General features: G+C 75.0%; 25 protein-coding genes. 23 read left to right on the top strand and 2 right to left on the bottom strand.

What is annotated here, in order from left to right; genetic code table 11:
* Positions 1-102 precede the first annotated feature (102 nt).
* The 13 genes from ACYVQV_RS07970 to ACYVQV_RS08030 all read left to right on the top strand — a co-directional run bounded on the left by ACYVQV_RS07970 (position 103) and on the right by ACYVQV_RS08030 (position 13,419).
* A complete protein-coding gene (locus ACYVQV_RS07970; protein ID WP_461022742.1) occupies positions 103-1,008 on the top strand; it encodes a cell division protein FtsQ/DivIB in 906 nt (301 codons plus the stop codon).
* A gap of 220 nt (positions 1,009-1,228) precedes the next feature.
* Complete coding sequence (gene ftsZ, locus ACYVQV_RS07975) at positions 1,229-2,725, top strand: cell division protein FtsZ (protein ID WP_461022743.1); 1,497 nt, start codon at positions 1,229-1,231, stop codon at positions 2,723-2,725.
* A gap of 82 nt (positions 2,726-2,807) precedes the next feature.
* Positions 2,808-3,539, top strand: coding sequence for a peptidoglycan editing factor PgeF (gene pgeF / locus ACYVQV_RS07980; RefSeq protein ID WP_461022744.1), 732 nt, complete (start codon positions 2,808-2,810; stop codon positions 3,537-3,539).
* On the top strand, positions 3,536-4,276 hold the full coding sequence (locus ACYVQV_RS07985; protein WP_461022745.1) for a YggS family pyridoxal phosphate-dependent enzyme: 741 nt from the start codon (positions 3,536-3,538) through the stop codon (positions 4,274-4,276). Before pgeF ends, ACYVQV_RS07985 begins: the two co-directional genes overlap by 4 nt.
* A gap of 110 nt (positions 4,277-4,386) precedes the next feature.
* A complete protein-coding gene (locus ACYVQV_RS07990) occupies positions 4,387-4,893 on the top strand; it encodes a cell division protein SepF (RefSeq protein WP_461022746.1) in 507 nt (168 codons plus the stop codon).
* 6 nt (positions 4,894-4,899) lie between these two features.
* Positions 4,900-5,199 (top strand): YggT family protein, encoded by a 300-nt coding sequence (locus ACYVQV_RS07995; RefSeq protein WP_461022747.1) that lies wholly within the window; start codon positions 4,900-4,902, stop codon positions 5,197-5,199.
* 127 nt (positions 5,200-5,326) lie between these two features.
* Entirely contained in the window at positions 5,327-6,010 is a 684-nt protein-coding gene (locus ACYVQV_RS08000; RefSeq protein WP_461022748.1) for a DivIVA domain-containing protein, read from the top strand.
* Positions 6,011-6,087: 77 nt separating this feature from the next.
* Positions 6,088-6,363, top strand: a complete 276-nt coding sequence (locus tag ACYVQV_RS08005; protein ID WP_461022749.1) for a DUF167 domain-containing protein — start codon at positions 6,088-6,090, stop codon at positions 6,361-6,363.
* A 98-nt stretch (positions 6,364-6,461) separates the two neighbouring features.
* On the top strand, positions 6,462-7,538 hold the full coding sequence (locus ACYVQV_RS08010; protein ID WP_461022750.1) for a TraR/DksA family transcriptional regulator: 1,077 nt from the start codon (positions 6,462-6,464) through the stop codon (positions 7,536-7,538).
* A gap of 36 nt (positions 7,539-7,574) precedes the next feature.
* Complete coding sequence (lspA, locus tag ACYVQV_RS08015) at positions 7,575-8,267, top strand: signal peptidase II (protein WP_461022751.1); 693 nt, start codon at positions 7,575-7,577, stop codon at positions 8,265-8,267.
* Complete coding sequence (locus ACYVQV_RS08020) at positions 8,260-9,192, top strand: RluA family pseudouridine synthase (protein WP_461022752.1); 933 nt, start codon at positions 8,260-8,262, stop codon at positions 9,190-9,192. Before lspA ends, ACYVQV_RS08020 begins: the two co-directional genes overlap by 8 nt.
* 206 nt (positions 9,193-9,398) lie before the next feature.
* Complete coding sequence (dnaE, locus tag ACYVQV_RS08025) at positions 9,399-12,932, top strand: DNA polymerase III subunit alpha (protein WP_461022753.1); 3,534 nt, start codon at positions 9,399-9,401, stop codon at positions 12,930-12,932.
* A gap of 25 nt (positions 12,933-12,957) precedes the next feature.
* Positions 12,958-13,419: a hypothetical protein gene (locus ACYVQV_RS08030; RefSeq protein WP_461022754.1), complete on the top strand. Its 462-nt coding sequence runs from the start codon at positions 12,958-12,960 to the stop codon at positions 13,417-13,419.
* A gap of 69 nt (positions 13,420-13,488) precedes the next feature.
* On the opposite strand, the gene ybaK is transcribed toward ACYVQV_RS08030, so the two are convergent.
* Entirely contained in the window at positions 13,489-14,007 is a 519-nt protein-coding gene (gene ybaK, locus ACYVQV_RS08035) for a Cys-tRNA(Pro) deacylase (RefSeq protein ID WP_461022755.1), read from the bottom strand.
* Positions 14,008-14,009: 2 nt separating this feature from the next.
* A complete protein-coding gene (locus ACYVQV_RS08040) occupies positions 14,010-14,666 on the bottom strand; it encodes an LON peptidase substrate-binding domain-containing protein (RefSeq protein ID WP_461022756.1) in 657 nt (218 codons plus the stop codon).
* Between the two features lie 89 nt (positions 14,667-14,755).
* Here ACYVQV_RS08040 and ACYVQV_RS08045 point away from each other — a divergent pair, with 89 nt between their 5' ends.
* From ACYVQV_RS08045 to ACYVQV_RS08090, 10 genes are all read left to right on the top strand, one after another.
* Entirely contained in the window at positions 14,756-15,088 is a 333-nt protein-coding gene (locus ACYVQV_RS08045) for an ArsR/SmtB family transcription factor (protein WP_461022757.1), read from the top strand.
* A 68-nt stretch (positions 15,089-15,156) separates the two neighbouring features.
* Positions 15,157-15,729 carry an SRPBCC family protein gene (locus tag ACYVQV_RS08050; protein ID WP_461022758.1) on the top strand — a complete coding sequence of 191 codons (573 nt, stop codon included), beginning with the start codon at positions 15,157-15,159 and terminating at the stop codon, positions 15,727-15,729.
* A 56-nt stretch (positions 15,730-15,785) separates the two neighbouring features.
* Entirely contained in the window at positions 15,786-17,105 is a 1,320-nt protein-coding gene (gene hisD / locus ACYVQV_RS08055) for a histidinol dehydrogenase (protein WP_461022759.1), read from the top strand.
* Between the two features lie 119 nt (positions 17,106-17,224).
* Positions 17,225-18,361 carry a histidinol-phosphate transaminase gene (locus tag ACYVQV_RS08060; protein WP_461022760.1) on the top strand — a complete coding sequence of 379 codons (1,137 nt, stop codon included), beginning with the start codon at positions 17,225-17,227 and terminating at the stop codon, positions 18,359-18,361.
* The gene (hisB, locus tag ACYVQV_RS08065; RefSeq protein ID WP_461022761.1) at positions 18,358-18,972 is read left to right on the top strand and encodes an imidazoleglycerol-phosphate dehydratase HisB; all 615 of its coding nucleotides are present in this window, start codon (positions 18,358-18,360) and stop codon (positions 18,970-18,972) included. Before ACYVQV_RS08060 ends, hisB begins: the two co-directional genes overlap by 4 nt.
* A 47-nt stretch (positions 18,973-19,019) precedes the next feature.
* Positions 19,020-19,619, top strand: coding sequence for a hypothetical protein (locus ACYVQV_RS08070; RefSeq protein ID WP_461022762.1), 600 nt, complete (start codon positions 19,020-19,022; stop codon positions 19,617-19,619).
* A 9-nt stretch (positions 19,620-19,628) separates the two neighbouring features.
* A complete protein-coding gene (gene hisH, locus ACYVQV_RS08075) occupies positions 19,629-20,270 on the top strand; it encodes an imidazole glycerol phosphate synthase subunit HisH (protein ID WP_461022763.1) in 642 nt (213 codons plus the stop codon).
* Positions 20,271-20,277: 7 nt separating this feature from the next.
* Positions 20,278-20,649: a hypothetical protein gene (locus ACYVQV_RS08080; RefSeq protein WP_461022764.1), complete on the top strand. Its 372-nt coding sequence runs from the start codon at positions 20,278-20,280 to the stop codon at positions 20,647-20,649.
* Positions 20,646-21,395 (top strand): bifunctional 1-(5-phosphoribosyl)-5-((5-phosphoribosylamino)methylideneamino)imidazole-4-carboxamide isomerase/phosphoribosylanthranilate isomerase PriA, encoded by a 750-nt coding sequence (gene priA, locus ACYVQV_RS08085; protein ID WP_461022765.1) that lies wholly within the window; start codon positions 20,646-20,648, stop codon positions 21,393-21,395. Before ACYVQV_RS08080 ends, priA begins: the two co-directional genes overlap by 4 nt.
* Positions 21,392-22,186: an SseB family protein gene (locus ACYVQV_RS08090; protein ID WP_461022766.1), complete on the top strand. Its 795-nt coding sequence runs from the start codon at positions 21,392-21,394 to the stop codon at positions 22,184-22,186. Before priA ends, ACYVQV_RS08090 begins: the two co-directional genes overlap by 4 nt.
* Positions 22,187-22,215: the final 29 nt, after the last annotated feature.

A 22,215-nucleotide genomic window follows, 5' to 3' on the forward strand; every position in this document is an offset into this window, starting at 1 on the left:
CGTCCACCCGCGGGGTCGGCGGGGGCGCGCGCGGGCGCGGGCGGGGCCCGCAGGCGCCCCGCGGCACGACCGTCCGCCCCTGACCGCGACGACGCGGCTGCCGTGGCGGCTGCGGAGGCGGAGCAGGACCGGCGGCAGGGGGAGCGGCGCGGGCAGGACCGGCGCCGGTCACCGAAGAGGCTGGGCCGCGAGCTCGCCGAGGACCGTCGCCGGGGTGACCGCAGGCAGGACCGCGTCGCCGCCGCGGGCACGGCCGTGCGGGACACGGCCCGGTCGGTGGTGTCCCGCACCAGCGTGCGTCGTTTCGCGGAGCGGGCGCGCGAGGAACGACGCCGGGTGCTGCGCCGGGTCGGGTGGGTGCTCGCCGCGTCGGTGGTGCTGGCCGCCGCGGCGTGGGTCCTCCTGTGGTCGCCGTGGCTCGCCGTCGACGAGGTGAGCGTGCAGGGCACGGAGCGGGTGGCGCCGGCCGAGGTGCAGCAGGCCGCGTCGTCGGCCGTCGGCGTCCCCCTCGCCAGGGTGGACCTGGGTGCCGTCGAGGACGACGTCCGCGGGCTCGTGCGGGTGCTGGACGCGACCGTCGAGCGGGACTGGCCCTCCGGTCTGCGGGTGCGGGTGGTGGAGCGCCGTCCCGTCGCCGTCGTCCCGGCCGGCGAGGGGGCGCTGGACGTCGTGGACGGCGAGGGCGTGGTGCTGGAGAGCGTGAACGAGCCACCGGCCGGGCTGCCGCTGGTCCAGGTGGACGTCGCGACCGCGGGACCGCGGACCGTCGTCGAGGCGGTCGCGGTCCTGACCGCGATGCCGCCCGCGCTGCGGGGCCGGGTGACCACGCTGTCGGCGGCGTCCCGGGACTCGGTCACCCTCGAGCTGGCCGACGGCTCGCAGGTCGTGTGGGGGAGCGCCGAGGACTCCGAGCTCAAGGCGATGGTCCTCGAGGTCCTGCTCCAGCGTCCGGCGGAGGTCTACGACGTCAGCGCACCGGACACCCCGGTCACACGGGACCGCGGGTGACGTCCGGACGAAATCACCCGACACGCGGCGTGGTGCGTTGGACGCCCGGGGCCGGGCACCTAGCGTCAGCACCACGCAGCAAGTTGACATAACTATAACCCTCTACTTGAGGGTGAGGGTCTGGGGAAGGACCCGCACCCGGGGGGCACCACAGCACCTGACGGTGCCGGCCGCAGCGGCCGGCGGCCCGTCACCAACCACCAGCGAGAGGCTCACCGACGTGGCAGCACCGCAGAACTACCTCGCGGTCATCAAGGTCGTCGGCATCGGCGGCGGCGGCGTGAACGCGGTCAACCGCATGATCGAGGTCGGTCTGAAGGGCGTGGAGTTCATCGCCATCAACACCGACGCCCAGGCGCTGCTGATGAGCGACGCCGACGTCAAGCTCGACGTCGGCCGCGAGCTCACCCGCGGGCTGGGCGCCGGGGCGGACCCCGAGGTCGGCCGCAAGGCCGCGGAGGACCACGCCGAGGAGATCGAGGAGGTCCTCAAGGGGGCCGACATGGTCTTCGTCACCGCCGGGGAGGGCGGCGGCACCGGGACCGGCGGCGCGCCGGTCGTGGCGCGGATCGCCCGGTCGCTCGGGGCGCTGACGATCGGCGTCGTGACCCGCCCGTTCACCTTCGAGGGCCGGCGTCGCGCCAACCAGGCGGACTCGGGCATCGACAGCCTGCGCGAGGAGGTCGACACCCTCATCGTCATCCCGAACGACCGCCTGCTGTCGATCAGCGACCGGGCCGTCAGCGTCCTCGACGCGTTCAAGTCGGCCGACCAGGTGCTCCTGTCCGGCGTCCAGGGCATCACCGACCTCATCACCACGCCGGGTCTGATCAACCTGGACTTCGCCGACGTGAAGTCCGTGATGCAGAACGCCGGCAGCGCGCTGATGGGGATCGGCTCGGCGCGCGGCGAGGACCGGGCCGTGCAGGCGGCCGAGCTGGCGATCTCCTCGCCGCTGCTCGAGGCGAGCATCGACGGCGCGCACGGCGTCCTGCTGTCCGTCCAGGGCGGCAGCGACCTCGGCCTGTTCGAGATCAACGAGGCGGCGCGGCTGGTCCAGGAGGCCGCTCACCCGGAGGCGAACATCATCTTCGGTGCCGTCATCGACGACGCGCTCGGGGACGAGGTGCGCGTCACCGTCATCGCCGCGGGCTTCGACGGCGGCCACCCCAACCACCGCCGCAACGACCGCGCGCTGGGGCAGGTCTCCGGCCGCCAGCAGGGCGGTGCCCAGGGCGCCGGCACGAACGGTGGGGCGCACGCCGCGCCGGCCCCGACCACGGTGCGTCGCGAGCACGGACGCCCCGACGCCGACCGCCCGGCGACCGCCACCCCGCAGCCCGTGGGGCGCGAGGGGCTGACCCCCGTGGGGGCCGCGACCGGGTCCAACGGCGGGTCGGGTGGCACCGCCGGCCCGGCCAGCACCGCCGGGTCGTGGGGTCAGACCACCAACGGCTTCGCCGACGGCAGCGCCACGCCGGGGCACCGCGAGGGCGCCCAGACCGCCGCGCCGTCGTCCTGGGCGCCCCCCGGTGCGAGCGACACCCGGGCGTCCACCGAGCGGCCCGAGCACGAGGGGCGCGGCGGCGAGCAGGGCCGTCCCGCCGTGGAGCCCGCCCCGCGCGTGGTCGAGACGGAGTACCAGCGCCAGCGCCCCGGTCGCCCGGTCGCCGTGGAGGCCGACGAGGACCTCGACGTCCCGGACTTCCTCAAGTGACCTGACGTCCGGCGCCGGCGCCGGCGCCGGCGCCGGCGCCGCGCGACGGCCACCCCGCACGCTCCTCGGAGCGTCTGGCAGGGTGGCCGTCGTGCTGTGGTGGCGGGAGGACTCGGGCGGCGTGGGGCTCGCCGTCAGCGACCGCGTCGGCGGCGTGAGCGCCGGCCCGTACGACGGCCTGAACCTCGGTGGCCACGTGGGGGACGACCCGACGGCCGTCGCCGCCAACCGCAGGGCGCTCGCCGCCCGGCTCGGGGTCGGCGCCGACCGGCTCGTCAGCGCCTCGCAGGTGCACGGCTCGTCCGTGGTGCACGTCACCGGACCCTGGCCCGGGCCCGTCCCCGAGGCCGACGCGCTCGTCACCGACGCGCCGGGCACCGTGCTCGCCGTCCTCGTCGCCGACTGCGTGCCCGTGCTGCTCAGCGCGCCACGCGAGCGCCTGGTCGGCGTCGCCCACGCCGGTCGGCGCGGGATGGTGGACGGGGTCGCGGTCGCCGCCGTGGAGGCGCTGCGTGACCTGGGGGCGACGCAGGTCGAGGCCACGCTCGGTCCGTCGGTCTGCCCCCGCTGCTACGAGGTCCCCGCCGCGCTGCGCGACGAGGTCGCCGCCCGTGCGCCCCTTGCCGCGTCCGTCACCTGGCGAGGCACCCCCGCCGTCGACGTGGCCGCGGGCGTGCTCGCCCAGCTGGCGCCGCTGTGCGCCAGGGTCCGGCAGCTGCCCGGCTGCACGGTGGAGGACCGGTCGCTGTTCTCCCACCGCCGCGACGGCAGGACGGGACGCTTCGCCGGCCTCGCGTGGCTGGAGGCCCCGTGAGCGCGGACCGCCGCCCGCCGGACGACGGTCGACGGGCGGAGCTGGCCGACAACCTCGCCGTCCTCGAATCCCGGGTGCGCGGGGCCTGCGCGGCCGCCGGTCGCGACCCCGCGGGGCTGACCACCGTCGTCGTCACCAAGACCTTCCCCGTGACCGACGTCGAGACGCTCGCGGAGCTCGGCGTCAGGGACGTCGGCGAGAGCCGCGACCAGGAGGCCAGGGACAAGGTGGCCGCCTGCGCCCGGGCCGCGCACGGCACCGCGCCGACCCTGCTGCGCTGGCACTTCGTGGGGCGGCTGCAGACGAACAAGGCGGGTTCGGTGGCCCGGTACGCCGACGTCGTGCACTCGGTCGACCGCACCCGGCTGGTCGCCGCGTTGTCCCGGGGCGCCCAGGCCGCCGGCCGCACGGTGCGCTGCCTGCTCCAGGTGAGCCTGGACGACGACCCGGCGCGCGGGGGAGCGCTGGTGCCGGACCTGCCCCGCCTCGCCGACGCCGTCGCCGAGGCGCCCGGGCTCGAGCTGGCCGGTGTGATGGCCGTCGCGCCCCGCGACGTCGACCCCCGGCCGGCGTTCGACCGGCTGGTCCAGGTGTCGGCGGAGATGCGCCTGCGGCACCCCGACGCCACCTGGGTCTCGGCGGGGATGAGCGGTGACCTGGAGGAGGCGGTCGCCGCGGGGGCGACACACCTGCGTGTCGGCGGCGCGGTCCTCGGTTCGCGGCCCCCGCTCGGCTAGCGTCGTCGTGGACGCGGGACCTCCGGCACCACGGCGGCGTCGACGGGGGGCCCGGTCCGGTGGACCCGCCGGGTCCGCCCGGCACCGCGGAACGGACTGGAGTCACTGACATGGCTGGGGCGCTGCGCAAGACCATGGTCTACCTCGGCCTCGCCGAGGAGGACGACCGCTACGACGCCTACGACGACGTCGAGGAGGCGCCGGTGGCCCGAGCCACCCCGCCCCAGTCGGCGCACGAGGACGACGAGGACGAGCGGAGGGCGCAGGTGACCCCGATCAAGCGCGACCGGCAGGTGGCACGCGTGGTGCCGGAGCCGGTGGGCGGCGAGCTGAGCCGGATCACGACGATCCACCCCCGCTCGTACAACGACGCCAAGGCGATCGGCGAGAGCTTCCGCCAGGGCGTGCCGGTGATCATGAACCTCACGGACATGGACGACGCGGACGCCAAGCGGCTGGTCGACTTCTCCGCCGGGCTGATCTTCGGGCTGCGCGGCAGCATCGAGAGGGTGACCAACAAGGTCTTCCTGCTCTCCCCCGCGCACGTCGAGGTGACCGGGGAGGGCCCCGCGGTGGCCGGCAAGGCCGCCGCGACCGGCTTCTTCAACCAGAGCTGACCGCCCGTGGGTCTCGTCTTCGGGCTGGTCGCGTTCCTGCTCACGATCTACTTCGTCCTGCTGCTCGCCCGCCTGGTCATCGACTGGGTGCAGGTGTTCTCCCGGGACTGGCAGCCCCGCGGTGCGCTCCTCGTCGTCGCCGAGGTCGTGTACACGGCGACGGACCCGCCGCTGCGGGCGGTGCGCAAGGTCCTCAAGCCGGTGCGCATCGGGTCGGTGCAGCTGGACCTGGCCTTCATGGTGGTCTTCCTCGCGGTCGTCATCCTCATGCAGGTCTTCCAGTCGCTGGCGGTGTCCGCGTCATGACCCGACGTGACGCCGTCTCGGTCCGCAGGCGTGGCGACGCCATGACAGAGAGTCCGATACGGTGGCTTTCGGCGATCCCGGCACGTCGGGGTCAACGGTTGTCCACTCTTCATCGCGAGGTGACCACATGGCGTTGACGCCCGAGGCTGTCGTTGAGAAGCGCTTCCAGGCGACCAAGTTCCGGGAGGGGTACGACCAGGACGAGGTCGACGACTTCCTCGACGAGGTCGTCAACGAGCTGCGCCGCCTCAACGCGGAGAACGACGAGCTGCGCTCGAAGCTGGCCGCCTGCGAGCGACGCGTCGGCGAGCTGACGCGCGCCGGTGCCACCGGCGGTCAGCCGGTCGCCAAGGCCAAGCCGGCGCCGGAGCCGGAGCCCGTCAAGAAGCCCGAGCCCACACCCGCCCCGGCTCCCGCACCCGCCCCGGTGGCCGCCGCCGTCGGCGGCCAGAGCCCCGAGGCCGCGACGGGCATGCTCGCGCTCGCCCAGAAGCTGCACGACGAGCACGTGCGCAGCGGGGAGCAGAAGCGCGACCAGCTCATCAACGAGGCCGAGACCCACGCGGCGCGGCTCGTCGCCGAGGCCGAGCAGAAGCAGCGCGAGACGCTCGGCTCCCTCGAGCGCGAGCGGTCGCTGCTCGAGCGCAAGATCGACGAGCTGCGCGCCTTCGAGCGCGACTACCGCAGCCGCCTGAAGTCCTACCTGGAGAGCCAGCTGCGCGACCTCGAGGCCAAGGGGTCGATCGTGCCCGGCCGCGCCCAGCAGCCGGGTCAGGGCGAGCCGGGCTACAGCTTCGGGACGTCGAGCTGACGGACGGCGCGGCGGACGACCACACGGCGCGGCGCGGGGACCTGCACGGTCCCCGCGCCGCGCCGTCGTCGTACCGGGTGGCCGTCAGGGTCCGCCCGGGTGCCTCGCGGACCACGGTCGGCGGCGAGCACGGCGGTGCGCTCGTCGTCCGCGTCGGCGCACGAGCCGTCGACGGCGCGGCGACGCGCGCGACCCTGGACGCCGTGGCCCGGGCGCTGGGGGTGCGGCGCAGCCAGGTGAGCCTGGTGACGGGGGCGACGAGCCGGGACAAGGTGCTGCTCGTGGCCGAGGCGGACGCGACGGTGGCGGAGCGGCTGGACGCGCTGCGTGCCGATCCGGTCACGATCCGCTGAGATTCGTGGGCGCGTTGTGATTGAGCGCACCGTGTCCGGCCCCTATCCTCGCGGCACACGACGGCCGGGGGGTCGTCCACGCCGAGGGATGAGGGGCCATGGCTGAGCGAGGGAGAGGGCTCGCTGGTGCGGCGCGCCGGGCGGTCGAGGGGGCCGCCAAGGTGGTCCGTGGCACGGGGTCCCGCTCGGGGGGGTCGGGCTCGACGAAGGCGGCGGCGAAGACCGCGACCTCGAAGGCCGCGACGTCGAAGAGGACCGTCTCGAAGGCCGCGACGAAGTCGACAGCGACGAAGGCCCCGGCGACGAAGGCCGCGACGAAGGCGCCCGCGAAGAAGGCGTCCGCGACGAAGGCCCCCGCGACGAAGGCCCCGGCGCCGAAGGCGGCGACGAAGAAGGCGGCCGCGGCGACGTCGGCGGCGACGACGGCCCCGGCGACGAAGGCGCCCGCGAAGAAGGCCCCGGCGACGAAGACCGCGAGGAAGGCTGCCAAGAAGGCACCCGCGACCAAGGCCCCGGCGAAGACCGCGACGAAGGCTGCCAAGAAGGCACCCGCGACCAAGGCCCCGGCGAAGACCGCGACGAAGGCTGCCAGGAAGGCACCCGCGACCAAGGCCCCGGCGAAGAAGACGGCGACGAAGGCCCCGGCGACGAGGACGGCGACGAAGGCGGCGACCGGCGGCCGTCCGGCCACCCGGTCCGCGGCGACCCGTGCGGCGACGCGGCGGGCCCCGGCGCGGGAGCCGGCCACGACCGCACCGCGCTCCGCCCCGTCCGCGGCCCCCTCCGAGCTCAAGGTCCGTGCGAACGAGGACCCCTGGTCGCCGCAGGAGCTGGAGGAGGTCCGGCTGGCCCTGGCCGAGGAGGTCCAGCGCCTGCGCACCGAGCTCGCCGAGGCGGACGAGCAGCTCGCGGAGCTCATCCGGGACTCGGGGGACGGAGCCGGTGACGACCAGGCCGACAGCGGCTCGAAGGCGTTCGAGCGCGAGCACGAGATGACGCTGGTGGCGAACACGCGCGACCTGCTGACCCAGAACAACCGGGCGCTGGACCGGATCGCGGACGGCACCTACGGCACGTGCGAGTCCTGCGGCAACGCGATCGGCAAGCTGCGCCTCCAGGCGTTCCCGCGCGCGACCCTCTGCGTCGAGTGCAAGCAGCGCCAGGAGCGCCGCTGACCGCCGCACCCCGTCGGTCGTGGGATTCTGGGGGGGATGGAGTCCTCCCAGCACCCCGCCGACGAGCGGCCCGCCCCCGAGGCGGGGCCGCCCGACCGTCGTCCCGGCACCACGGACGCCGCTGCACCGGTGGGTGACCCGCCTCGGCGCTCCCGCCGGCGGCTGCACCTGGTCACGTGGTCGATCGTGGCCGTGGTGTACGTCCTCGACCAGGTGACCAAGTGGTTGGCGGTGGAGCACCTGACCGACCGGGAGCCGGTGCAGGTCGTCGGCGAGCTCGTCCAGCTGCGGCTGGTCTACAACCCGGGGGCCGCCTTCTCCATCGGCACGAGCATGACCTGGCTGCTCACGCTGCTGGCGACGGTCGTCGTGGTGGTGGTGGTGCGCGTGTCCCGGCGACTCGGCAGCCGCGCGTGGGCCGTCGCGTTCGGCCTGCTGCTGGCCGGGGCCCTGGGCAACCTCACCGACCGCTTCCTGCGGGACCCGGGGTTCGCCCGCGGTCACGTCGTCGACTTCGTCGCGCTCCCCGACTTCCCGGTGTTCAACGTGGCCGACTCCTCGATCACGGTGGCCGCGTGCCTGGTGATCCTGCTGGGGCTGCGCGGGATCGGCGTCGACGGTGGCCGGGAGGGCGACAGCGCGGCCGATGACGGCGGCGCGACGGGCGGCGAGGACGCGGCGCGCGCCGGCGACGCCGAGCGCACCGGTGGTGACGACGCGCGTGGGTGAGTCGCGGACGCTCCCCGTCCCCGACGGCCTGGACGGCGAGCGGGTGGACGCCGGCCTGGCCAGGTTGCTCGGGTTCTCCCGGTCCAGGGCGGCCGACCTCGCGGCGGCCGGTGCCGTGCACCTGGACGGCCGACCGGTCGGCAAGTCGGACCGCCTCGTGGCCGGTGGCTGGCTGGAGGTGGAGCTGCCCGACCCGCCGCAGCCCGTGCAGGTCGTCGCCGAACCCGTCCCGGGGCTGCGGGTCGTCCACGACGACGACGACCTCGTCGTGGTCGACAAGCCGGTGGGGGTCGCGGCGCACCCCAGCCCGGGCTGGTCAGGGCCCACGGTGGTGGGCGGCCTGGCGGGGGCCGGCTACCGCGTCTCCACGTCCGGCGCGGCCGAGCGGCAGGGGGTCGTGCACCGCCTGGACGTCGGCACCTCGGGCCTGATGGTCGTGGCCAAGAGCGAGCACGCCTACACCGTGCTCAAGCGCGCGTTCAGGGAGCGCACGGTCGAGAAGGTGTACCACGCCGTCGTCCAGGGCCACCCCGACCCGACCTCCGGCACCGTGGACGCCCCGGTCGGGCGCCACCCCAGCTCCGACTGGAAGTGGGCCGTGACCGCGGCCGGCAAGCCGAGCGTCACCCACTACGAGACCGTGGAGGCGTTCCGGGCGGCCACGCTCCTGGAGGTGCACCTCGAGACGGGTCGCACCCACCAGATCCGGGTCCACATGTCGGCGCTGCGGCACCCGTGCGTCGGGGACCTGACGTACGGGGCGGACCCCACGCTGGCCGCCCGGCTGGGGCTCACGCGGCAGTGGCTGCACGCGCACCGGCTGGCGTTCGAGCACCCGCGGACGGGTGAGCGGGCGGTCTTCGAGAGCCCCTACCCGGACGACCTCGCGAAGGCCCTGGACCGCCTGGCGGACGCGTCGGGGTGAGCCCCGGCGACGACGCGCCGCGCGGACACGCCGACGCACCTGCGACGGCGTCACGCGCCCTCCCGGCTGTCGGTCGGGGCACCTAGACTCACCTGCGCACGACCGCACCGGCAGGCCCGTCCGACGGGCCGCGGGTGCCTTCCCCGGTCGTACCACCGCGGCTCTCGGGCCGTGCTCCGCCCAGCGACGCCAGGGAGGCGCCAGACATGCCGTCGAGCAGCTCGGACCAGTTCGTGCACCTGCACGTGCACACCGAGTACTCGATGCTCGACGGCGCGGCGCGCGTCGACGACCTGTTCGCCGAGGCCGCCCGGATGGGCATGCCGGCGATCGCGACCACCGACCACGGGTTCGTCTTCGGCGCCTACGACTTCTGGAAGACGGCGCAGAAGCACGGCGTCAAGCCGATCATCGGGGTCGAGGCGTACGTGACGCCGGGCACGCACCGGTCCGACCGCACGCGGGTCAAGTGGGGCGACGGCAGCCGCGACGACGTGTCCGGCGGCGGCGCGTTCACGCACATGACCCTGCTGGCGGAGAACACCGGCGGGATGCACAACCTCTTCCGGCTGGCGTCCCTGGCCTCCCTCGAGGGCCACTTCTACAAGCCGCGCATGGACCGCGAGCTGCTGTCCCAGCACAGCGGCGGCCTGATCGCCACGACGGGCTGCCCGTCCGGTGAGGTCCAGACCCGCCTCCGGCTCGGCCAGTACGACAAGGCGCTGGAGGCCGCGGCGGACTTCCGCGACATCTTCGGCAAGGGCAGCTACTTCCTCGAGCTGATGGACCACGGGCTGGACATCGAGCGCAGGGTGAGGGACGACCTGCTGCGGCTGGCCAAGGAGCTCGAGCTGCCGCTGGTCGCCACGAACGACCTGCACTACACGCGGGCGGAGGACGCCCAGGCCCACGCGGCCCTGCTGTGCGTGCAGTCGGGTTCGACCATGTCCGACCCCAACCGGTTCAAGTTCGACGCCGACGACTTCTACCTCAAGTCGGCCGCGGAGATGCGCTCGCTGTGGAGCGACCTGCCGGAGGCGTGCGACAACACCCTGCTCATCGCCGAGCGGTGCGACGTGCGCTTCACCGAGGGGGAGGGCCGGTACATGCCGCGATTCCCCTGCCCGCCGGGGGAGGACGAGGAGTCGTGGTTCGTCAAGGAGGTCGAGCGGGGGCTGCGCGAGCGCTACCCCGACGGCGTGCCCGACGACGTCCGCCGGCAGGCGCGGTACGAGACCGAGGTCATCGTCGGCAAGGGCTACCCGGGGTACTTCCTCGTCGTCGCGGACTTCATCAACTGGGCCAAGGAGAACGGGATCCGGGTCGGTCCCGGCCGCGGGTCCGGCGCCGGCTCGATGTGCGCGTACGCGATGCGCATCACCGACCTCGACCCGTTGCAGCACGGCCTCATCTTCGAGCGCTTCCTCAACCCCGAGCGCATGTCGATGCCGGACTTCGACGTCGACTTCGACGAGCGCCGCCGAGGTGAGGTGATCCGCTACGTCACCGACAAGTACGGCGACGACCGGGTCGCCCAGATCGTCACCTACGGCACGATCAAGGCGAAGCAGGCGCTGAAGGACGCCTCCCGCGTCCTGGGCTACCCGTTCGCGATGGGGGAGAGGCTCACCAAGGCGATGCCGCCGTCGGTGATGGGCAAGGACATCCCCCTGTCGGGGATCTTCGACCCCGGCCACAAGCGGTACAAGGAGGCGGAGGAGTTCCGCCAGCTGCACTCCACCGACCCGGACGCGCAGAAGGTCGTCGCCACCGCGCGCGGCCTGGAGGGCCTCAAGCGCCAGTGGGGCGTGCACGCCGCCGGCGTCATCATGTCGAGCGAGCCGCTGCTCGACCTCATCCCGATCATGCGCCGCGAGCAGGACGGCCAGGTGATCACGCAGTTCGACTACCCGAGCTGCGAGAACCTCGGCCTGGTCAAGATGGACTTCCTCGGGCTGCGCAACCTCACGATCCTCGACGACGCCCTGAAGAACGTGCAGGCGAACCGCGACGTCACGATCGACCTCGACGCGCTGAGCAAGGACCCGACGGACCCGGCGACCTACGAGCTGCTCGGCCGGGGCGACACCCTCGGGGTGTTCCAGTTCGACGGCGGTCCCATGCGCGCGCTGCTCCGGCTGATGAAGCCGGACAACTTCGAGGACATCTCCGCGGTCGGCGCCCTCTACCGGCCCGGTCCGATGGGCGCGAACTCGCACACCAACTACGCGCTGCGCAAGAACGGCCAGCAGGAGGTGGAGTACCTCCACCCCGACCTCGCCGAGGCCCTGGAACCCATCCTCGGTACGACCTACGGCCTGATCGTGTACCAGGAGCAGGTCATGGCCATCGCCCAGCAGCTCGCCGGGTACACGCTCGGCAAGGCGGACCTGCTCCGCCGCGCGATGGGCAAGAAGAAGCGCGAGGTCCTGGACGCGGAGTACGTCGGCTTCGAGGCCGGTATGAAGGAGAACGGCTTCAGCGCGGCGTCCATCAAGGCGCTGTGGGACGTCCTCGTCCCGTTCTCCGACTACGCCTTCAACAAGGCGCACTCGGCGGCCTACGGGCTGGTCTCCTACTGGACGGCCTACCTGAAGGCGAACTTCCCCGCGGAGTACATGGCCGCGCTGCTCACCAGCGTCGGCGACGACAAGGACAAGTCCGCGCTGTACCTCGGCGAGTGCCGGCGGATGCGGATCACGGTCCTGCCTCCGGACGTGAACGAGTCGATCGCGACCTTCGCGGCCGTCGGCGACGACATCCGGTTCGGTCTCGCGGCGGTCCGCAACGTCGGTGTCAACGTGGTCGACGCGATCATCCGGGCCCGCGAGGAGAAGGGTGCCTTCACGTCCTTCCAGGACTTCCTGGAGAAGGTGCCCGCCGTCGTGTGCAACAAGCGGACGATCGAGTCGCTGATCAAGGCGGGCGCCTTCGACTCCCTCGGCCACAACCGGCGCCAGCTGGTGATGACCCACGAGAGCGCGGTCGACGCGGTGATCGACCTCAAGCGCAACGAGGCGGTCGGCCAGTACGACCTGTTCGGCGGGGCGGGCGACGACGAGGGCGCCGGCGGCCTGTCGGTCGTGCTGCCCGACGTCCCGGAGTGGGACAAGCGCGAGAAGCTCGCGTTCGAGCGGGCGATGCTCGGGCTGTACGTCTCCGACCACCCGCTGTTCGGGGTCGAGCACGTGCTGGCCCAGGCGTCGGACTGCTCGATCGCCCAGCTGATGGCGGACGAGGCCCGTCCGGACGGCGCGACCGTGACCATCGCGGGGATGGTCACGACGGTGACGCGCAAGATGACGAAGAACGGCAACCCCTGGGCGATCGCGTCCCTGGAGGACCTCGAGGGCTCGATCGAGGTGCTGTTCTTCCCGCAGACCTACCAGCAGGTCCTGCACGAGCTGCGCGAGGACCTCGTGTGCGTGGTGCGGGGACGGCTGAACCGTCGTGACGACGTCCCGACGATCTACGCCCAGGAGATGAGCCTGCCCGACCTGTCGGACGGGCCGCGGGGACCGGTCACCATCGCGATGCCGGTGACGCGGTGCACGCCCCCGGTCGTCGGCCGGCTCAAGGACGTGCTGGCCACCCACCCCGGGGTGACGGAGGTGCACCTGCGGCTCACCCAGCCGGGCAGGGCCACGGTGATGAGGCTGGACGACGGTCTGCGGGTGACGCCGTCGCCGGCGCTCTTCGGCGACCTCAAGGCGCTGCTCGGTCCGAGCTGCCTTGTCTGAGCGCTCCTCCGCCCGGAGGCGGGTCGTGACCGGCACCCTGGCCCTGTGCCTCCTGCTCGGGCCCGTCGTGGGCGCCCTGTGGTGGGCCCTCTCGCCGGACGGTGACGCCGTGGCTCGGCAGGGCCTGCTGCTGTCCGTCGGCGACCCCGAGCTGTTCGCCACCCGGGACGCCGTGATGGCGGGGCTCGGAGCGGCCGCCGGCCTGGTCGTCGGCCTCCGGGTCGTGGCGGCGGCGCTGTCCCGGTCCCCGGTCGAGCCGGTCGCCCACGCGGTCGCTGCGGTGGCCGGCGGGTTCCTCGGTTCGGCGCTGGCCTGGGCGACAGGTCACCTGCTCGGCCCCGGCGGACCGGTGGGGACCGAGCCGGTGCCCGCGCCGCTGGACGTCCAGGCGCTCGGGGTGCTCGGGGTCTGGCCCACGACGACGGCGCTCGTGGGCTTCGCCGTCCTCCTCGCCGTCACGGTGGTCGCACCGCGGCGCGCCCCGTAGGCGCACCCGGACCGCCGCCGGGTGCCCGGCGGGCTGGCCGGTGGGCTGGCCGGGTCGGGACGCGCTGGCTCAGGAGCGGGTGGCGACCGCCGCGGTGGTCGCACCGGTCAGCGCGACGAGGTCCGCCGGGGCGAGCTCGATCTCCAGTCCGCGCCGCCCGGCGCTGACCAGCACCGTGCGGTGGTCGAGCGCACCGACGTCCACGACGGTCTCGAGCCGACGCCGCTGCCCGAGCGGGCTGATGCCGCCGACCACGTACCCGGTCGCCCGCTCGGCGTCCGCGGGGTCGGCCATCTCCGCCCGCTTGCCGCCGACGGCTGCGGCCACCGCCTTGAGGTCGACCCGGGACGTCACCGGGACGACGGCCACGACCAGGCGGCCGTCCACGGACACCAGCAGCGTCTTGTGCACGCGGGTGGGCTCGACACCGAGGGCGCGCGCGGCCTCGCCCCCGTAGCCGCCCGCCTCCTGCGCCGTGCGGGCGTCGTGCTCGTAGGCGTGCACCGTGAACGCCGCGCCCGCGGCGGTCAGGGCCGACGTGGCCGGGGTCCCGGCGGTGTCCCGCGATCCGCGGCGCGCGCGTCCCACCGTCAGTTGGCGCCGGAGGAGGCCGGCGGGGCGCTCGACGGCACGGCGTGCAGCGCGTCCCAGAGCAGCTGCTCGCGCCGGAGCAGCCGCAGCTCGCTCTCCAGCCGCCGCGTCGTGTCCGGGGCCTCGAGCAGGCCCTGCCGGTCGGCCACGTCCAGCGCCGTCCCGGCCGCCACGAGGTAGGACAGGACGCGTGGTGAGTCGGGCAGCTCCAGCGGTGGGCTCCCCACCTGGTCCCGGTAGGCGGCGAACCGCGCAGCCACCCGGTCCGACAGGTGCGCGAGCTCCGGCGAGGGGTCGTGGTCCTGTTCCACCAGCGGGGTCACCCAGCCGCTCGGGTAGGGGGTGGGTGGCGCGGGGTCGACGTCGTGCAGGCGGAACCGCACGGCGCCGCTGACCACGAGGTCGTAGCCACCGTCCGGCAGCTCGTCCACCTCCCGCACCAGCGCGGTGCAGCCCACCTCGTACATGGCCGTCGCGTTGCCGGTGCCGACCTCGTGCCCGCTGCGGATCGCCACGACGCCGAAGAACCGCTCGTGCTCGGGCTGGGCCATCAGGTCGCGCACGAGCGCGCGGTACCTGTCCTCGAAGACGCGCAGCGGCATGACCAGGCCGGGGACGAGCACGGTCCCCAGCGGGAAGAGCGGTAGCCGCTGCACGAGACCGACCCTAGGCCGGGGGAGGGGGGTTCGCGCCCCCAAGGCGGGTAACTGTTGACTTATATAACGGACAGGCTAAGAATGGGGTCGTGCACCCGCTCGACGTCCTCGGGGACCCCGTCCGACGACGGCTGCTGGAGCTCGTCGCCGACGCCGGCGAGGTCCGCGCCGGCCTGCTTGCCGACGCCGTCGGAGCCGAGTTCGGGATCTCCCAGCCCGCCGTGTCCCGGCACCTGCGCGTGATGCGCGAGGCCGGGCTGCTGACCTCCCGGGAGGACGGCACCCGGCGGCTGTACGCCGTCCGACCCGAGCCGCTCGGGGAGGTGGACGCGTGGCTGTCGCGCTACCGCCACCTCTGGCAGCAGCGCCTCGACGCCCTCGACACCGAGGTCGCGCGAGGACGTCGGCGACACCACCACTGAACCGCACCACGAGCACCGCCACGTCCGGCACGTCCGACGAGCACCGACCCACGCACCAGGAGGCCACGATGACCAGCACCGGCACCCCGGACGGAACCGACCTGCCCGGGGCCCTGCGGCTCGACCGGGACGGCCACGCCGTCCGGTTCGAACGCCGTTACGCCACGACCGCCGAGGACCTGTGGAGCGCCCTCACCGAACCCGACCGGCTCGCCCGGTGGCTGGCGCCGGTCACCGGCGAGCTCGCGGCCGGCGGGCGGTACCGGGTCGACTTCGGTGGCGGCGACGAGGCGACCGGGGTCGTCCAGGAGTGCCGCCCCCCGCACCTGCTCGTCGTCAGCTGGGACTTCCCGGGGGAGCCGACGAGCCGGGTCGTGGTCGAGCTCGCCGCAGCCGCCGCCGGCGCGGGCACCGTGCTCGTCCTCGACCACAGCCGGCTCCCCGCGGACCAGGCGGTCGGCTACGGGGCGGGCTGGCACGCCTACCTCGACGGCCTCGGCGACCACCTGACAGGGGCCGCCGCGGGGGACTGGGACGCGCGCTTCACCGCCCTCCTGCCCGCGTACCGCGACCGGGCACGGCCGGGTGCGCGCCCGGGTGCGGGGTCGGCTGACGGAGCGCCGGGCGGGGTCGGCGGGTGACCGGCCGCACGCTGCCGCGCGGCGCCGCACCGCCCGCCCCGACCTAGAATCGGCACGTGATCCGTCGACTCGACCTGCGCGGCCAGACGCTCGACTCCCGCGAGCTGCGGGGAACCGTCCCCCGCGCCCGCCTCGACGTGGAGGCGGCCGTGGAGACGGTGCGCCCGATCGTCGCGGACGTCCGTGAACGCGGTGCCGCGGCGCTGCGGGACCTCGCCCGGCGCTTCGACGGCGTGGAGGTCGAGCACCTGCGCGTCCCGGCGCAGGCGCTGACGGAGGCGCTCGACGGCCTCGACCCGCAGGTCCGCGCGGCGCTCGAGGAGTCGGTCCGGCGGGCGCGGCTCGTGCACCGCGACCAGCGTCGCACCGACACCACGACGCAGGTCGTCCCCGGCGGCACGGTCACCGAGCGGTGGGTCCCGGTCGGCCGGGTCGGCCTCTACGTGCCCGGTGGGCTGGCCGTGTACCCCAGCAGCGTGGTGATGAACGTCGTCCCGGCGCAGGAGGCGGGGGTCGCGTCGCTCGCCGTCGCCAGCCCGCCGCAGAAGGAGTTCGGCGGCCTGCCGCACCCGACGATCCTGGCCGCCTGCGCTCTGCTCGGCGTGGGCGAGGTGTACGCCGTCGGCGGCGCCCAGGCGGTCGCGATGCTCGCCTACGGCGCCCGCCAGGACGACGGCTCGCGGCTGTGCGCGCCCGTCGACGTCGTCACCGGTCCGGGGAACATCTGGGTCGCCGCGGCCAAGCGCCTGGTCAAGGGCGTCGTCGGCATCGACTCCGAGGCGGGGCCCACGGAGATCGCCGTCCTGGCCGACGAGACGGCGGACCCGGCGCACGTCGCCGCGGACCTCATCAGCCAGGCCGAGCACGACACCATCGCCGCCGCCGTCCTCGTCACCGACTCCGCGGAGCTCGCCGACGCCGTCCTCGTCGAGGTCGAGCGCCAGGTGGCGCAGACCAAGCACCACGAGCGGATCACGACGGCGCTGACCGGCGAGCAGTCCGCCGTCGTCCTCGTCGACGACGTGGACGCCGGGCTGGCCGTCGTGGACGCCTACGCCGCCGAGCACCTCGAGGTCATCACGCGGGACGCCGCGCAGGTCGCGTCGCGGGTGACGAACGCCGGCGCGATCTTCGTCGGCGCCTACGCGCCGGTGTCCCTGGGTGACTACTGCGCCGGGTCCAACCACGTGCTGCCGACGGGTGGGTGCGCCTGCCACTCCAGCGGCCTGAGCGTCCAGACCTTCCTGCGCGGCATCCACGTCGTCGACTACACCCGGGAGGCGCTGCAGGACGTCGCCCCGCACGTCCTGGCGCTGGCCGAGGCGGAGGACCTGCCGGCCCACGGCCAGGCCGTCAGCGTCCGGTTCCGCGGCTAGCGTCCTCGCGCCACGGTCGACCGGGTCACGGCGGGACGCGCGTCGGCTCGAGGCGGTGCCGGGCGCCCGCCTGCCGGACGCCGTGCGGGGCGCCCTCGGGCCTCTGGGAGGATCGTGCCGTGACCGACCTGTCCGACCTGCCGCTGCGCGAGGACCTGCGCGGCCGCACGCCGTACGGCGCCCCGCAGCTCGACGTGCCGGTGCGGCTCAACACGAACGAGAACAGCCACGACGTGCCCGCCGAGGTCGCCGAGGCCGTGGTCGCCGCCGTCGCGGCCGAGGCGGGTCGCCTCAACCGGTACCCCGACCGCGAGTTCACCGCCCTGCGCGGCGACCTGGCCGCCTACCTCGCCCGCAGCACGGGCCACCCCGTGCGCGCCGAGCAGGTGTGGGCGGCGAACGGCTCCAACGAGGTGCTGCAGCAGCTGCTCCAGGCCTTCGGCGGGCCGGGGCGCGCCGCCCTCGGCTTCACCCCGTCGTACTCCATGCACCCGCTGATCAGCACCGGGACCGGCACCGCGTGGGTGGACGGCGCCCGCGGCGAGCGCTTCGACCTCGACGCCGACCTCGTCGCCCGGCAGGTGCGGGACGTCGACCCGGACGTCGTGTTCCTGTGCTCGCCGAACAACCCGACCGGCACGGCGCTGGCACCCGACGTGGTCGAGGCGGCCTACGCCGCGAGCGACCACGCCCTCGTCGTCGTCGACGAGGCGTACGCGGAGTTCGCCCGGACCGGGACGCCGTCCGCCGTCTCGCTGCTGCCGGGCCGGCCGCGCCTGGTCGTCAGCCGCACCATGAGCAAGGCCTTCGCGCTCGCCGGCGCGCGGGTCGGCTACCTCGCCGCGGACCCGGCCGTCGCCGACGCGCTGCGGCTGGTGCGGCTGCCCTACCACCTGTCCGCGCTGACGCAGGCCGCCGCGCGCGCGGCGCTGGCGCACGCGGACGTCCTGCTGGCGACGGTGGAGGCCATCCGCGGCGAGCGCGACCGTCTCGTCGCGGGCATCGCCGCCCTCGGCCTGGACCCCGTGCCCAGCGACGCGAACTTCGTCCTCTTCGGCGGCCTCCCGGACGCCGCGGCGACCTGGCGGGCGCTCCTCGACCACGGCGTCCTCGTCCGCGACGTCGGCATCCCGCGCCACCTGCGGGTGACCGCCGGCACGGCGGAGGAGACCAGTGCCTTCCTCCAGGCACTCGCCGCGGTGACCGCCCGCACCGGCCACCCCACCACGCCCGCCGAGCCGCAGGAGGCCCGATGAGCCGCACCGCCCGCATCGAGCGAACGACGTCGGAGTCGACCGTCGTCGTCGAGCTCGACCTCGACGGCACCGGGACCTCCCGGGTGAGCACCGGCGTCGGGTTCTACGACCACATGCTCGCCAGCCTCGCCAAGCACGCCCTGCTCGACCTCGTCGTCGAGGCCACCGGTGACACCCACGTCGACGCCCACCACACCGTCGAGGACGTCGCGATCGTCCTCGGCCAGGCGCTGAGGCAGGCGCTCGGCGGCAAGGAGGGCATCGCCCGGTTCGGTGACGCGACCGTGCCGCTGGACGAGACCCTCGTGCAGGCCGTCGTCGACGTGTCCGGCCGCCCGTACTGCGTGCACACCGGCGAGCCGCCCGGTCAGGAGCACGCGCTGATCGGCGTGTCCCCGCACAGCGCCGCCTACGTCGGCTCGCTGACCCGGCACGTGCTGGAGACGCTCGCGTTCCACGCCGCCATCGCCCTGCACGTGCGGGTCCTGTCCGGTCGGGACCCGCACCACGTCGTCGAGGCGCAGTTCAAGGCGGTCGCCCGCGCGCTGCGCGCCGCGGTCGCGCCTGACCCGCGCGTCCAGGGCGTGCCGAGCACGAAGGGGGCGCTCTGAGCACCCCGGACGGGCCGACCGGGCAGGCCCAGCGGGTCGTCCTGCTGGTGCCGGTCGCCCACGCCACCGCCGTCGCCGGCGCGTGCTCCACGATCCGCGTGGACGGGACGGCGGTCCCGGTCGGCGACGCCGGGGTGGCCGTCGTCCTGGGCCGCGGGGTCGACCCGTCGGTCGCCGCCCGCGACCTGTCCCGGCTGCTCGGGCGGGCCGAGCTGATCGTGCTGTGGCGCGACGAGCACCAGGTCGCGGCGGAGCGCTGGCGCGGCGGGGCGCTCCAGGACGCGCCCGCGCCGGTGCTGGTCCTGTCCGCGCTCCCGGACGAGGTCGAGCGGCTCCTGCTGTCCACCGCGCCACCGGACGCCGAGCCCGGCGCCGTGGCCGTCGCCGACGTGCCCCGGACGGCGGCGCTGCGCTCGGCCATGGCCCTGCAGCGTGCCGGCGCCGACCCCGCCACGGTCCGCCGCGTGCGCCGGCTCGAGCTGGTCACGTCGGGGCTGGTCGGGTTGGCGGCGCTGCTGCTGCTCGTCGTCGAGCTGACCCGGGTGGCCGGTGGCGGCGGCGGCTCGTGGGTCCTCGTCGTGGTGACCGCGCTCGTCCTGGCGTGGGCGGTGTGGCGGGTGTCCGGCGCGCTGCGCCGACCCTCGTAGGCTGTCGTCGTGCCCGCCCCCCGCGTCGTCGTCCTCGACTACGGCTCCGGCAACGTCCGGTCCGCCGTCCGCGCCCTGGAGCGCGTCGGCGCCCACGTCGAGCTGACCGCCGACCGCGCGTCCGCCCAGGAGGCGGACGGCCTCGTCGTCCCGGGCGTCGGTGCCTTCGCCTCGGTCGTCCAGGGGCTGCGCGCGGTCCGCGGTGACGAGGTGATCGGCCGCCGTCTCGCGGGAGGCCGGCCCGTGCTCGGGGTCTGCGTCGGGCTGCAGGTGCTGTTCGGGACCGGTCTGGAGCACGGACGGCGCAGCGAGGGCCTGGGGGAGTGGCCCGGCGTCGTCGAGCGGCTGCCCGCCGACGTCGTCCCGCACATGGGGTGGAACACCGTCGACGTCCCGGCCGGCTCGCGCCTGTTCGCGGGCGTGGAGTCCGAGCGGTTCTACTTCGTGCACTCCTACGGCGTGCTGCGCTGGGTCGGCCCCACGGACGACGGGACGAGCCGGATGCGGGCGCCCCTCGTCACCTGGTCCACCCACGGCGCGCCCTTCGTCGCCGCCGTCGAGAACGGCCCGCTGTCCGCGACGCAGTTCCACCCGGAGAAGTCCGGGGACGCCGGCGCCGAGCTGCTGCGCAACTGGCTCGCCACGCTGTGACCACGCGATGAGCAAGGAGCGGGCGCGTCGCCGCGCCGAGCGCGAGGCCGCCGCCGAGGCCGAGCGGGCGCGGCGTGAGCGGGCCGCGGTCCGCCGCGGTCGCGTGACCGCCCTGGTTCCCGCGCGGCTGCGTCCCGACGGTCACGGCGACGGGCGGCGTCGGCGTCGGCGGCCCGCCCGGCGGCCCCGCCCCGACTCGCCGCTGCGGCGCCGGCGCCGCCGCCAGGACGGCACCCTGCTGGCCGCTCTGGTGGCCCTGCACAGCGTCCTGTGGCTGCTCAGCGACTCGTGGACGGTGCGGATCAGCGCCGCCGTCCTGACCCTGATGGCCTGGCCGGTGCTCGTCACCGTCCTGTTCGACCGGAGGAGCCCCACGTGACCGACGCCCCCACCCCCGCACCGCGGCTCGAGCTGCTGCCGGCCGTCGACGTCGCCGACGGCCAGGCCGTGCGGCTCGTCCAGGGCGAGGCCGGGACCGAGACCGGCTACGGCGACCCGCTGGCGGCCGCGACCGCGTGGCAGGACGCCGGCGCCGAGTGGATCCACCTCGTCGACCTGGACGCCGCCTTCGGCCGCGGGTCGAACGCCGACCTGCTGGCGGAGGTCGTGGGCCGGCTCGACGTGGCCGTCGAGCTGTCCGGGGGCATCCGGGACGACGAGTCGCTGCGCCGCGCGCTGGCCACCGGCTGCCGGCGCGTCAACCTCGGTACGGCCGCGCTGGAGGACCCCGCCTGGACGGCCCGGGTGATCGCCGAGCACGGTGACGCGGTGGCCGTCGGCCTGGACGTGCGCGGCACGACGCTGGCCGCGCGCGGCTGGACCTCCGAGGGCGGCGACCTGTGGGAGACCCTCGACCGGCTCGATGCCGACGGCTGCGCCCGCTACGTGCTCACCGACGTCACCAAGGACGGCACCCTGCGCGGCCCGAACGTCGAGCTGCTGCGCGAGGTGTGCGCCCGCACCGACCGTCCCGTGGTGGCCTCCGGCGGGGTGTCGAGCCTGGAGGACCTGAGGACGCTGCGGGAGCTGGTGCCGCTGGGCGTGGAGGGCGCCATCGTCGGCAAGGCCCTGTACGCCCAGGCGTTCACACTCCCCGAGGCCCTGGACGTCGCGGGCCGTCCGTGAGCGGCCCCGCCGACCACCCGGGCCCCGGCGGCCCCACCGACTCCGCCGGGGTGCCGTGGGCCGGCCGCACGCTGACCCCGACGGGGTTCGAGGGCGACGACGGGACCGCCGACCCCGCTCTCGCGGCCGTGCTGCGTCGGTACGCGGCCGGGGAGGCCGGACCGCAGGAGGTCGCGTCGGCGCTCGCGGACGTGCGGGTGCTCGTGCCCGTGGTGGCAGTCCTGGGGGAGGGCGAGGAGGCCGCGGCGACCGGTCCGGACGGCAGGTCCCTGACGTCAGACAAGAGCGCCGACATGGCCCTGGTCACCCTCACCTCCCCGGACGGGCGGCGGGCGCTGCCCGTGTTCACGTCCACGACCTCGCTCGCCTCCTGGGACGCCGCCGCGCGACCGGTTCCGGTGGGGGCCCGCAGGGCGGCGCTGTCGGCCGTCGACGAGGGCTGCTCGCTGCTCGTGCTGGACCCCGCGGGCCCGGTGACGGCGGTCCTGCCGCGACCGGCGGTGTGGGCGGTGGCCCAGGCGCGCCCGTGGACCCCGTCGCCGCAGGACCCCGCCGTGCACGGTGCGGTCGCGGCCGCGCTGGCCGGCGTCCCCGGGCTGCTCGGCTGCCGGTGCGAGCCGGGCGGACGCACGGAGCTGCGCGTCGTCCTCGACCTGCCGGCCGGGCTGGGGCGGTCGGCGCTCGACGCGCTCACGGCGGAGGTGACCCGCCGGCTGGCCGCCGACGGAGTGGTCGCCGAGCGCGTCGACTCCCTCGAGCTCCGACCGCGCGCGGTGCCTCGTCCCACCTGACCGACCGCCTGACCGTCCGCCGACCGGGG

The organism is Thalassiella azotivora, from assembly GCF_054781695.1.